Source organism: Dyadobacter sp. HNCC25DJ183, assembly GCF_056895175.1.
In genome coordinates, this window is record NZ_JBXHAP010000008.1 from 162676 (window position 1) to 174031 (window position 11356).

Annotated in this window: 11 protein-coding genes; 4 read left to right on the top strand and 7 right to left on the bottom strand. The window is 46.6% G+C overall.

Annotation, left to right across the window (positions count from 1 at the left end):
* The first annotated feature begins 66 nt into the window (after positions 1–66).
* Together AC1XTG_RS20460 and AC1XTG_RS20465 are read left to right on the top strand one after the other, a co-directional pair.
* Positions 67–318, top strand: a complete 252-nt coding sequence (locus AC1XTG_RS20460) for a hypothetical protein (protein ID WP_484843230.1) — start codon at positions 67–69, stop codon at positions 316–318.
* A 32-nt stretch (positions 319–350) separates the two neighbouring features.
* A complete protein-coding gene (locus AC1XTG_RS20465; RefSeq protein ID WP_484843231.1) occupies positions 351–887 on the top strand; it encodes a methyltransferase domain-containing protein in 537 nt (178 codons plus the stop codon).
* 5 nt (positions 888–892) lie between these two features.
* On the opposite strand, the gene AC1XTG_RS20470 is transcribed toward AC1XTG_RS20465, so the two are convergent.
* The 5 genes from AC1XTG_RS20470 to AC1XTG_RS20490 are packed head-to-tail and all read right to left on the bottom strand — an operon-like array spanning position 893 to position 6172.
* A complete protein-coding gene (locus AC1XTG_RS20470) occupies positions 893–1915 on the bottom strand; it encodes a phosphotriesterase family protein (protein WP_484843232.1) in 1023 nt (340 codons plus the stop codon).
* A complete protein-coding gene (locus AC1XTG_RS20475; protein ID WP_484843233.1) occupies positions 1915–3114 on the bottom strand; it encodes a site-2 protease family protein in 1200 nt (399 codons plus the stop codon). The genes AC1XTG_RS20470 and AC1XTG_RS20475 overlap by 1 nt, the downstream gene beginning before the upstream one ends.
* Positions 3104–3739: an HAD family hydrolase gene (locus tag AC1XTG_RS20480; RefSeq protein ID WP_484843234.1), complete on the bottom strand. Its 636-nt coding sequence runs from the start codon at positions 3737–3739 to the stop codon at positions 3104–3106. The genes AC1XTG_RS20475 and AC1XTG_RS20480 overlap by 11 nt, the downstream gene beginning before the upstream one ends.
* A gap of 26 nt (positions 3740–3765) precedes the next feature.
* On the bottom strand, positions 3766–4719 hold the full coding sequence (locus AC1XTG_RS20485) for an acetyl-CoA carboxylase carboxyltransferase subunit alpha (RefSeq protein WP_484843235.1): 954 nt from the start codon (positions 4717–4719) through the stop codon (positions 3766–3768).
* 34 nt (positions 4720–4753) lie between these two features.
* Entirely contained in the window at positions 4754–6172 is a 1419-nt protein-coding gene (locus AC1XTG_RS20490) for an MBL fold metallo-hydrolase RNA specificity domain-containing protein (protein WP_056284131.1), read from the bottom strand.
* Between the two features lie 140 nt (positions 6173–6312).
* On the opposite strand from AC1XTG_RS20490, the gene dacB reads away from it, so the two are divergent.
* Together dacB and AC1XTG_RS20500 are read left to right on the top strand one after the other, a co-directional pair.
* Positions 6313–7779, top strand: coding sequence for a D-alanyl-D-alanine carboxypeptidase/D-alanyl-D-alanine endopeptidase (dacB, locus tag AC1XTG_RS20495; RefSeq protein WP_484843236.1), 1467 nt, complete (start codon positions 6313–6315; stop codon positions 7777–7779).
* 44 nt (positions 7780–7823) lie between these two features.
* Positions 7824–8840, top strand: coding sequence for a hypothetical protein (locus AC1XTG_RS20500; RefSeq protein ID WP_484843237.1), 1017 nt, complete (start codon positions 7824–7826; stop codon positions 8838–8840).
* A gap of 79 nt (positions 8841–8919) precedes the next feature.
* Here AC1XTG_RS20500 and hslV read toward each other — a convergent pair whose 3' ends face one another.
* Positions 8920–9459 (bottom strand): ATP-dependent protease subunit HslV, encoded by a 540-nt coding sequence (hslV, locus tag AC1XTG_RS20505; protein ID WP_031529165.1) that lies wholly within the window; start codon positions 9457–9459, stop codon positions 8920–8922.
* 111 nt (positions 9460–9570) lie between these two features.
* A complete protein-coding gene (locus tag AC1XTG_RS20510) occupies positions 9571–11268 on the bottom strand; it encodes a pyruvate dehydrogenase complex dihydrolipoamide acetyltransferase (RefSeq protein ID WP_484843238.1) in 1698 nt (565 codons plus the stop codon).
* Between the last annotated feature and the right edge of the window lie 88 nt (positions 11269–11356).

An 11356-nucleotide genomic window follows, 5' to 3' on the forward strand; every position in this document is an offset into this window, starting at 1 on the left:
AAACGATCCTGTATTTCTAATCTTAAAACTGCTTCTTGGATGTTTAAAGCAAGCATTTTACAGATTATGAAAAGCAAGATCACGGGCGGAGAAACTGAACTTCTGTTTTCATTTAAGATACTCCACAAATATGATGTCAAATATTATCGCTGCAAACAGACGGGATTTATTCAAACCGAGGAGCCTTACTGGCTTGATGAAGCTTATAAAAATGCGATTACAAAATTGGATGTTGGTCTGGTTCGCAGAAACTCTAACCTGGCCGATCTCACCGAGAAGCTCCTTGTCAAGTTCTTTGACTACAATGAGCTTTTTTAGACTACGCAGGAGGGTACGGGTTGTTCACACGTATGATGCGGGATAAAGGTTTCAAATTTTACCACACAGATCAATTTTGTGACAATCTTTTTGCCGAGTACTTCGATTTCGATCAATTAACAGAAGATAATCGATTTGAGCTTGTTACGGCTTTTGAAGTTTTTGAGCATTTAGCTGACCCATATCGGGAGATAAATGATATTCTTAAATTAGCTGATAACATCCTGTTTACTACCGAGATTATTCCCGCGAACATTGACAATATCTCGGAATGGTACTATATCTCAGGAGAAACCGGTCAACATATATCGTTCTACACAGTGAGTGCATTAGAATATCTCGCCAGGCAGTTTGGTCGCTATTTTTACACAAACGGAACGACAACTCATTTATTTACAAAAAGGTTTTTAGGCGCCGACCCATTTTTCACGCCTATTGTGCGCGAGCCGTTTTTACTTCGTAAAGCCAGAAAATATGTCAGAAGGTACGATGAAAAGGAGCGTATTCAAATGGAAAGCCTAATTGGTCACGACTGGCAATTTGTCAAGAATAAACTTAATGGCTTATGAGCGCACTAGTGCTTACGAATCTTTATCGCGAATGCATTTGCAGGGTTTGTAATCAGCAGCTGATTGATATCTTTTTCGGTAAATCCGCTTTGCTTTAATGCGGGAATGAGCTTGTCGGAAATGGAAGTATACCCTCTGAACTTTCCTCCATCGGGCTCGCCTGGCTGATACCAGCCGGCGTCGTGTGAAATCAAAACCTGATTCAACAGGCGCTTTGTTTTGAGATGATCAAGCAAAGCCGCCATTTTATCAATGTCCTCGTCGTTTATTCCATCCAAACTAATCCAGCAGCCGGTTTTCCCGATCCTTTCCATTTCCTCATAGCTGCCATTTGCATGTACCCAGACGAAAGCTGCGGGACTTACTCCGGCATTTTGCAGGATCTCGATTTCCTGAGCGGCGGGAAGCGCAGGACCTGTGTGAGAGCAGATGGTCAGTCCCGTTTTCAGGTGTGTCAATGCAGCTGCTTTTATTAGTTTTTGGTGGAGTTCAGATAATGCGCCACTGTTTACGCCGGTTTTGATAAATCCAGGCTTCACATTTGTCCCTTCAATACCATTTTCAAATTCACTTGTCCACCTGGCTGAAAGTTGCTCAGCAGTTTCGGTAAAGGCCCATTCAGGAAGGTATTTATTATCTGACGCGCCATAGTAGCCGGTATTTGTCAGAATTTGAAGACCGGATCTTTCCGAGAGTCTTTCCAGCAATCTGACATTCCGCCCGATGAATGCAGGGGTGCATTCCACGATACTTTGGAAGCCCCGTTCCTTAATCTCGATCAGGTAAGGAAGTACTTTTTTGATCACCTGCCCGTGCTCCCATCTGTCGGATGAAATTTGGCCGGCGCCAATGAAGTCAACAAGTACGTGTTCGTGAATAAGTGTTTTGCCAAGTCCGGCAGGTTTGATCCTGCCCTGAACTGTGTTGATATAAGTTTCTGAAAAACTGGGTATGTTAGAAAGGAGCACCGTCGCTGCCGAACTTTTGATAAATTCCCTGCGCGAATAGTTGCTGCTGCTTCGTCCCATTATTCGACAATGATAAATGGAGTCGGGCTGAATGAGATTACAAATATGATCAGCGCGCAAATCCCCAGAATAATCCGTGGCGTGTCGAGCGGTTCGTTCTGTTCAGTTTCGGGATGTTTGATTCCCAGAAAACGTCCAAGTATAAATACAAAAGGCAGAAAGCCAGTCGAACCCTGCAAATCTGGTCGCAGGTAAGACAATGCAAATTGGAGTACGACGATGATCAGGCTGCACATCAATGCGGTGCTAAGATTATCGAAAACCCTTTTAAAACAGATATAAAGCAGGTAAATGTAGATGAAAAGATACAGCAGCTGTTCGTAGAAGATTGCGTCGCTGCCCGTTGCGAAAGACTCTGCACGAAAAAGGCCAAGACCCGCATAGAATGCAAAAAGCCCGAACAGAATGGGCGCTACCACATCGAATTTCTTTTTTCCTATCAAACCGTAAAGAATGTGGCCGCCGTCGAGCTGGCCGATCGGGATCAGGTTAAGTGATGTGAAAAACAAGGCGAGATAGCCTGCCAGCAGATAAGGATAATGCTGCATTTCGTAAGGATGCGGCAGTCTCTCCGGGTTTGCAACGTAAGTTTTAAACAGCCAGAAAAGGATATTATCGCCTAATACAAGGTTACCTGAGGCATTTTCATAAACAAACTGCGGGTAGCTGGATCCGAATCGCGCATATTCCGGGTGGATCGTAAAGATATAATCCACTGGCGGCAAATGCGTAAATCCGTACCAGAGTACCGCCAGCGCCGCGACAAAGCCTGCCAATGGACCGGCGATCCCGATATCAAAGAATTTAAGACGAGATTTTACGACAGAAGTAATGCGGATAAACGCGCCCAGCGTGCCGATGCTTTGCGAGAAACCAAACCACATTGGAATGTAATAAGGCAAGGTCACTTTTACCTGATGGGCCCTTCCTACAAAATAGTGACCGAATTCGTGAATGGTCAGTATGGCAAGGAATGGAATGGAGAAATGGAAGCCTTGCTTGAATTGCTCCCAGCCCATTAACCGGGATTCAGCCTCAATGGATTTTGCGGCATCAACCCCGCCAAGAAATGCGAAAAAGTCGTAAACGAATGAGAAAATATTACCAAAAATCCATTCAGCACCTGCCAAAGTGGTTGTGATTACAGTCACAATAAAAAGTATCGCCTGAATCAGATAAGTGCGTGTGCTAGACTGCATATTCTTTTAGATATTCCAGAATGGTGGTCGGCTTTTGAACGTGAATAGTAGCAATGCCAAGCTTCGCTGCGCCTTGAATGTTGTCGTAATTATCGTCTAAGAACAGCGTCTCTTCTGCTTTAATGCCGGCCTGATCGAGCACTTTTTGGTAAATGCGCGTATCGGGTTTCATCAGGCCCATTTCATAAGAAAGGAAGACTATCTCAAAAAGATCTTCCAGCCTGTCGATACCTGTTGAGGCTTTCAGGATTTTGTTAACCTGGGTAATGTGAATGGAGCTGGTATTGCTAAGCAGGAAAATCCGGTATTTGGTCGCCAGCTTTTGAAGCAGTTCCACGCGCTCGGGTGGGAGATCAAGCAGCAGACTGTTCCAGGCTGTATCAATTGCCTCGTCGGACAGATCTGAGAAGTCCAGGATCTTTCTTACAAAATCACGGAATCCTGCTTCGTCGAGCGAGCCTGTCTCGAAATGCCGGAAAATGTCGTTATCCCTAAAAATTTCAAGTATTTCGCGCTGTTCCCGGCCACTCAGTTCCGCAAATGATTTCGACGCAACAGGAACATCAATGTTCAGAATGACGTCGCCTAAATCGAAAATAATGTTCTTGATCTGCGGATTTTTCATAGTTTTTGGGTGTTGCTGGCTATTAGCTACTCAACCACAACTCCCATGGCGCAGAACTTCTCGATGCGCTGGTCAATGCGGTCTTGCTCGTTGATGGAAGTAAGTGATGATATGTTTTCGAGGATTACTTTTTTCAGCTTTTCGGCCATCCAGTTATGATCCAGATGTGCGCCTCCGAGCGGTTCGGGGATAATTCCGTCTATCAGGCCGTTTTTCTTCATGTCCTTGGCCGTAATCTTCATCGCTTCCGCTGCCTGCTCCTTGAAATCCCAGCTCCTCCACAGGATCGCAGAGCAGTTTTCGGGAGAGATGACCGAGTACCAGGTATTTTCAAGCATTAAAACACGGTCACCTATCGCAATACCCAGTGCACCGCCAGAAGCGCCTTCTCCGATCACAATACAAATCACCGGTACTTTCAGCATGAACATTTCTTTCAGGTTCCGCGCGATGGCTTCGCCTTGTCCGCGTTCTTCGGCTTCCATACCCGGGAATGCACCCGGCGTGTCGATCAGCGTGACAATGGGCTTGTTGAATTTCTCGGCCAGCTTCATCAGGCGCAATGCCTTACGATAACCTTCCGGATTTGGCATCCCGAAATTCCTGTGCTGACGCTGCTTTGTGTTGCGCCCTTTCTGCTGGCCAATCAGCATAAAAGACTGTCCGCCTACATTCGCGAGCCCGCCAATAATAGCCGGATCATCACGTACCTGGCGATCACCGTGCAATTCAATGAACTCGTCACAAATCAGCTCGATGTAGTCAAGCGTGTAGGGGCGGTCCGGGTGACGTGAAAGCTGAACACGCTGCCAGCGCGTCAGGTTTTCAAAGATCTCTTTTCGAAGATTTGTGATATTGTTTTCCAATAAGGAAATGGCGTCTGAAAAATCCACATTGTTTTCCTGCGCCAATGTCTTCATTTCTTCGAGCTTACGTTCGAGCTCGGCCATAGGTTTTTCAAAATCCAGGTATGTTCTCATCTTTTAGGTTCTGGTTGGTCGGGGAAAAGCGTTTTCAGAGTTCGTAAGTGGTTCCCCTCACAGGTATTTCTACCGATTTAAAGCCATTTTCTTGAATCTTGCTTTGGAATTCAGCCATACTTTGCTGTTCTCCATGGACCAGGAACACGCGTTTGAGCTTTTCCGGGTCCTGCATTTTAACAAATCTCAGAAGATCGTTCTGATCTCCGTGGCCGCTAAATACGTCAATTTTTTCAATATTAGCCAAGACAGGCAGCTGCTTTCCGCGGATCGAGATTGTATCCTGTCCATTGAGCAGGCGCCAGCCCAGCGTGCCTTCGGAAGCATAGCCGATCATCAGGATTGTAGCGTATGGATTGCCGATGTTGGCTTCCACGTGCTGCTCCACTCGTCCGCCTTGCACCATTCCCGATGAGGAAATGATAATGCAGGGTTCATTGTAGTTGGATACAGCCCTGCTCGCATCGGCGCTTTCCAGGTAAATAAGGTTCTCGAAGTCGAAAAGCATATCATTGTCTTCCTGAAAATCCCGTGCCTCTCTGTTCAGCATTCTGGCGTGTTTCTGGTACACTTTCGTACTGCTGTGCGCAAGCGGACTATCCGAGAATACTTTGATAAACGGGAAAGACTTGTCCAGATATAACTGGTTGAGCGTGTACAGCAATGCCTGTGTGCGGCCAACACTGAACGAAGGAATAATGAGCCTGCCGGGTATGTCAATGCAGGTACGTTTGATCACATCTGCCAGCGCATCCACCGGCGTGCCTGTATTTTCATGCAGCCGATTCCCGTAGGTAGACTCGCAAACCAGGTAATCCACCTGTGGAACTTCCTGAGGATCAATCAGGAGCGGATAGTTTTTACGGCCGATATCTCCTGAGAAACAAAGCCGCTTCTTTTCGCCGTTTTCGTAAACTTCAAGCACAATGTGTGCAGCGCCAAGCAAATGTCCTGCCGGGTAGAAGGTCACAGTTACATTATCTGCAATGCGGTAGCGGTTACCAAAAGCAACCGGCACAAAATTGTCCATTGCTTCGATCACATGTTTTTCAACATAGTAGTCTTTCGGTACCTCTTTCTTTTTGCCGCGCTTTTTAGAAGAACCCTGTCGCGCATTAAGCCGCTTCTGGTGCAGGTTGGCAGCGTCTTTCAGCAGTAGCGACGTGAGCGCCATAGTGGGCTCCGTACACACAACCCTGCCTTCGAAACCCTCCTTGTATAAATTAGGAATGTTACCTGAGTGATCAATGTGAGCGTGTGTTAATAGTACTGTATTAATGAGGCTTGGTTCAAACGGAAAGACACCTTTTTGCTCTTCATATCTGTTTTTCCTGCCAATCTCATCCAGGTCAAAATCCGAGCCGCAGTCAATCAAAATCCGGTAGTCGTCAGATTCCAGCAGGAACATGCTTCCGGTCACTTGTTGTGCAGCTCCCCAAAATGTCAATTTCATATAAAAATGGGGTGAAAACCTAAATTGGTTTCATGCATCTGACAAAAGTACCAAAAATCAGGCTGAGATTTGGGCTTAACTTATTAGTTTAGATTCTCAGGCCAAAGTTTTACCCCTGTTTTCAGCTCGACTACATCTCTATGAATTTGCGTATTTTCCTGTGTACTATCCTTTTCTGTCCCGCTGTTTTTGGTCAAAAGGTAGATAGTACCGCATTGAACAACCTGCGCGACGCGGCGGTGGAATTTCAGAACAGCGAAATGATGCGAAGCGGGACACTGGCGATCAGCATCAAGTCGGTGAAGGAGAAGGTACCTGTTTTTGGCCTGCACCAGGAAATGTCTCTTCCGTCGGCATCGACATTGAAACTCGTTTCCACCGCTACTGTACTGGCTGTTTTTGGAGGCGATTATAAATTTCAGACTTTCCTTGAACACGACGGACAAATTAAAGGGGATACCTTGCTGGGGAACCTGTACATTCACGGAACGGGCGATCCTTCGCTGGGCAGTGAGCGGTTTCCGGGCTTTCTCAAATCTCCGGAACTGATTGGTCGATGGTCGGCAGCAGTTAAAAACGCCGGAATAAAGCACATTAAAGGAAAAGTGCTTGCCGATGCTTCTTTTTTCGATAGTGAAACGGTAGCCAGTACGTGGATTTGGGGAGATATGGGCAACTATTACGGAGCTGGTGTGCAGGGACTTAACTTGAATGAGAACCTATACCGCGCCAAGTTCAGGCCCGGCTCGGAACCTGGCGATCCTGCGACATTCTTAGGCATTGAACCGGCTATTCCATATCTCACATTTACGAACCGGGTAATTACCGGTGAAAAGGGGAGTGGCGACAAAACGATTCTTTATTCCAGTCCGCTCGGGAATCAGGTGGTGCTCACGGGAACGGTACCCGCAGGTACTGCCAGCTTCACCGTTAAAGGCTCCATTCCCAATGCAGCTGAATATGCCGCATTCGCATTGAAAACGGCACTTGCTAATGCAGCAATACGAATTTATGATCAGAACCCGCCTTTTTCAGGTGTAGTCACAGGAAGTCAAAGGAAGGTCTTGGATGAATATAAATCGCCTGCGTTGCGAGAGCTTTGCCAGCAGACAAACTACTGGAGTATCAACCTTTTTGCAGATGCATTCTTAAAGCAAGCAGGAAAGAGACTTTCCGGTAAATCGGACTTCGACAATGCGGCACTCGCAGTAACTGGTTACTGGTCTGCAAAAGGAGCTGATTTGCGGGGATTTTACATTAAAGATGGCAGCGGGCTCTCGCCTTCGGGTTCTATTACTGCCGGCAGCCTGACTGAGATTTTAAATCTCGCAAACAAAGAGGCAAGCTTTAATGATTTTTATAAAAGTATTGCAGTTTTAGGTCAAAATGGTACAGTCAGGAATCTGGCAAAAGGTACAAAGGCAGCGGGAAATGTGCATGCAAAAAGCGGCTCCATTGAAGGTACACGAGCGTATGCAGGCTATTTCACGACAAAGTCTGGCGCGCTGATGAGTTTTGCGATTATTGCCAACAAGTATATGCCTGGCAGCCAGCGTATAGTTTCCGACGAGCTCGTAAAGCTCATGGTCTTAATGGCGCAGTTGTGAGAAGTCTTGCTAGCTTTGCAGGATAGCTCAACTTCCGGTTACAAATGAATAAAATTGATGTATGCGTTATCTACTATGGTAAACCGTACCAAACGATCATCTCCATACTCTCACTCCTGAAATTCAGCGGTCAGCACATTAACAAGCTTTACATCACGATAGAAAAGTCACAGCCTTACGATAAATTCGGAGATGTGTACCATGTGATCAAAACGATTACCCCGCTGGTTGAGGTCGACCTGTACTACCCCGAATACTTTTACCAACTCGACTGTCTTGATTACGAGCGTACCCGACATGACAGCGCGTACCGCTACCATATTCCATATCAGTATGCACTTGAAAATGCGACAAGTGATTACCTGTTTATCATGCATAATGACATGGTTTTTCACCGGGATATGATCGGTGAGATGCTGCCCACATTCACTGATCCGAATGTGGCCGGAACAGGTTCAATCGGACAATGCTGGTCGTGTCCGGGCTTTTCCGCCGGGCTTTGCCACGGATCAAAGTTTGAGCAGTATGTTCCTACTCAGGAAGAGGCAATTGCGTTGCATGAAACATACAACACCCCACGAAAGGAAAAGGATATTGAAGTGTTAAAAACAGGGCGCGTTCACCCGATGCCCGAGTGCCGCCTGAATGAATATGCCTGCCTGATTAACCTGAATTTATATAGAAAAAACACGCTGCCGAAAGGCGATAACGTATGTTTTGGTGGAAACTGGGGCTTTACTGCCGATTTGGGTACGGGCTGGTTTCACCAGATGGTCAACCAGGGATTCCGTTTTCAGCACTTTGTTTTGGAAGACTATGCGAAGCATTCGCAGTTCAATCCGGTAGGTCAGGGGATACAAGCCTATACCAAGGCAGACAACTACAACCTGAGCGAGCGGAATGCATTGGAATACCTCAAAGCCAACTTCGAAACAGACGCAGCACTTGACAGGAAATACAAGCTCTTATCGAAACTAAGAGTTGCCAAAGGAAAGCTGGGAAAATTCCGGGCACTCTGGATCCACCGCGCTAAAAAAGTTTACAGGATGGTAGCTGAATAGGGTTTGTCAACCTGAACGTTTTTTGTCACCCTGAGCGGACAGGTGCGCTCAGGGTGACAAAGCTTTGCTAGCTCATTACTTACTTCACCTCCTCAATCACAAAGTTGTGATTCGTATAAATGCAAAGATCAGCTGCAACTGTGAGTCCCTCTCTCACCATTTCTCCTGCTGATAAATGCGGCGCGTGTTTTTTCAATGCCTGAGCAGCAGATAATGCATAATTTCCACCGGAGCCGATTGCTGCAATGCCGTTTTCAGGTTCCAGAACATCGCCTGTTCCTGAAATAACCAGGATTTCATCTTTGCTGGCTGTGATCATCATCGCTTCCAGCTTTCTTAAATAGCGGTCTGTACGCCAGTCTTTGGCAAGTTCAATTGCTGCGCGTTTCATATTGCCGCCGTATGCATTCAGTTTTTCTTCAAACCGCTCGATCAATGTAAATGCGTCCGCTGTGGAGCCTGCAAATCCGGCGAGGATCTTTCCTCCCATCAATACCCTGATTTTTTTGACATTACCTTTGGCAACAGTATTGCCCATTGTCGCTTGCCCGTCAGCGCCGAGCGAAACTGTTCCATTGTGTAAAACTCCCAGTACGGTTGTTGCGTGTATTTTCTCCATGAATATTGACTCTGAGTGATTCGATTTGGTTAGTGCTTCAAAACAAAAGTGCCAGACCGGGAAGCCTGACACTTTGTGCATTGGTTGGTATTTATAGAACTGATTTTGTCATTAAACCAGCATGCTCATCGGCTCTTCCAGCAATTTCTTAACTGTTAGCAGGAATTGGGCAGCAGTTGCTCCGTCCACCACACGGTGATCAGCAGAAAGCGTTACTTTCATAATGTTGGTCGGGTAAACCGTTCCGTCTTCTTTGAAAGCAGCAACCTTCTTGATCCCACCTACTGCAAGAATGCAGGAATCCGGCGGGTTGATGATCGCAGTAAATTCATCTACTCCGAACATACCCAGGTTGGATACAGAGAATGTATTTCCTTCCCATTCTTTCGGCTGCAATTTTTTATCCTTCGCTTTTCCGGCCAGTTCTTTTACCTCTGTTGAAATAGCAGAAAGCGTCTTTTTGTCAGCATCACGTACCACGGGAACAAGCAAACCTTCGTCTACCGCAACCGCAACACCTACATTGACATAATTGTATCTTCTGATCTTATCACCCAACCAGGCGGAGTTAACGGCAGGATGTTGCTTCAATGCAACTGCACAAGCTTTGATCACCATATCATTGAAGGAGATCTTGGCAGGGCTTACTTCATTGAGCTGCGGGCGAAGCGACATGGCTTTGTCCATTGTGATTTCCATGGTAACATAGAAATGCGGCGCAGTGAACAAGCTTTCGCTCAGGCGGCGCGCAATGGTCTTGCGCATTTGCGACACTGGTGTATCCGTGAAATCGCCGGTTGCAGGTGCGCTTGCTGCGGCTGGCGCAGCTTGTTCTGCCTGTTTTGGTTTTTCAGCAGGAGCAGCTGAGGCAGTTTCAGGCGCAGCTTGTTTAGCAGCAGGCTTGAATTCGTCTACATCCCGTTTTACGATCCTTCCATTGTCACCGCTGCCTTCGATCTGGCTCAGGTTGATTCCTTTCTCATCTGCCATTCTTTTGGCAAGCGGAGAAGCTTTGATCCGATCGCCGGAATCTGCTACGGAAACAGATTTGTCTGCTTCGCTTTCGCCAGCAGGTGCAGCTGATTTTTCCGGTGCAGGAGCACTTTCAGCAGCAGGTGCTTCGCCGTTTTCACGGGCGATCAATGCATCTACATTGGCGCCTTCTTCTCCGATTACCGCGATAATTCCATCGACAGGCACCGATTCACCTTCTTTAATTCCGACGAAAAGCAAAGTCCCGTCTTCATATGCTTCCAGCTCCATCGTGGCTTTGTCGGTTTCGACTTCTGCCAGAATATCACCGGATTTCACTTTATCACCTACTTTTTTCTGCCAGGAAACCAAAGTTCCCTCTTCCATCGTATCGCTCATTTTGGGCATACGAACCACAGCAGCATTGATTTTCTCGGCAGGTGCACTTGCAGGAGCGGGTTCCTTGGCTTCCTGCTCGGGGGTTACGGTTTCCACCGCAGCTGCTTCCGGCGCTGGTTTTGTATCCTCTTTTGGTGCGGCACTTCCGTTGCTTGAAGCTCCGTTGCTGCCACCTTCCAGCAGCGATTTATAATCTTCACCTTCGTTACCTACTACCGCCATAACTCCGTCAACTGGCACGGAATCACCTTTATTAACTCCGATGTAGAGAAGCGTACCGTCATAGTAAGATTCCATTTCCATCGTAGCCTTATCGGTTTCTACCTCAGCCAGGATATCGCCGGATTTTATTTTATCACCTACTTTTTTGTGCCATTCCGCGATAACACCCTCTTCCATGGTGTCGCTCATTTTGGGCATACGAATTACTTCTGCCATATCGCTTGTTAAGGTATTTTAGTTTCTTCGGTCTTAAATTAGATTCAGGTCAAAATTACAATAAAAGGCCAATTCTGCACCCAGTTTT

Coding starts and splice junctions, on each gene's coding strand:
- AC1XTG_RS20460 (WP_484843230.1), top strand. CDS start 67: ATGAAAAGCAAGATCACGGGCGGAGAAACTGAACTTCTGTTTTCATTT.
- AC1XTG_RS20465 (WP_484843231.1), top strand. CDS start 351: ATGATGCGGGATAAAGGTTTCAAATTTTACCACACAGATCAATTTTGT.
- AC1XTG_RS20470 (WP_484843232.1), bottom strand. CDS start 1,915: ATGGGACGAAGCAGCAGCAACTATTCGCGCAGGGAATTTATCAAAAGT.
- AC1XTG_RS20475 (WP_484843233.1), bottom strand. CDS start 3,114: ATGCAGTCTAGCACACGCACTTATCTGATTCAGGCGATACTTTTTATT.
- AC1XTG_RS20480 (WP_484843234.1), bottom strand. CDS start 3,739: ATGAAAAATCCGCAGATCAAGAACATTATTTTCGATTTAGGCGACGTC.
- AC1XTG_RS20485 (WP_484843235.1), bottom strand. CDS start 4,719: ATGAGAACATACCTGGATTTTGAAAAACCTATGGCCGAGCTCGAACGT.
- AC1XTG_RS20490 (WP_056284131.1), bottom strand. CDS start 6,172: ATGAAATTGACATTTTGGGGAGCTGCACAACAAGTGACCGGAAGCATG.
- dacB (WP_484843236.1), top strand. CDS start 6,313: ATGAATTTGCGTATTTTCCTGTGTACTATCCTTTTCTGTCCCGCTGTT.
- AC1XTG_RS20500 (WP_484843237.1), top strand. CDS start 7,824: ATGAATAAAATTGATGTATGCGTTATCTACTATGGTAAACCGTACCAA.
- hslV (WP_031529165.1), bottom strand. CDS start 9,459: ATGGAGAAAATACACGCAACAACCGTACTGGGAGTTTTACACAATGGA.
- AC1XTG_RS20510 (WP_484843238.1), bottom strand. CDS start 11,268: ATGGCAGAAGTAATTCGTATGCCCAAAATGAGCGACACCATGGAAGAG.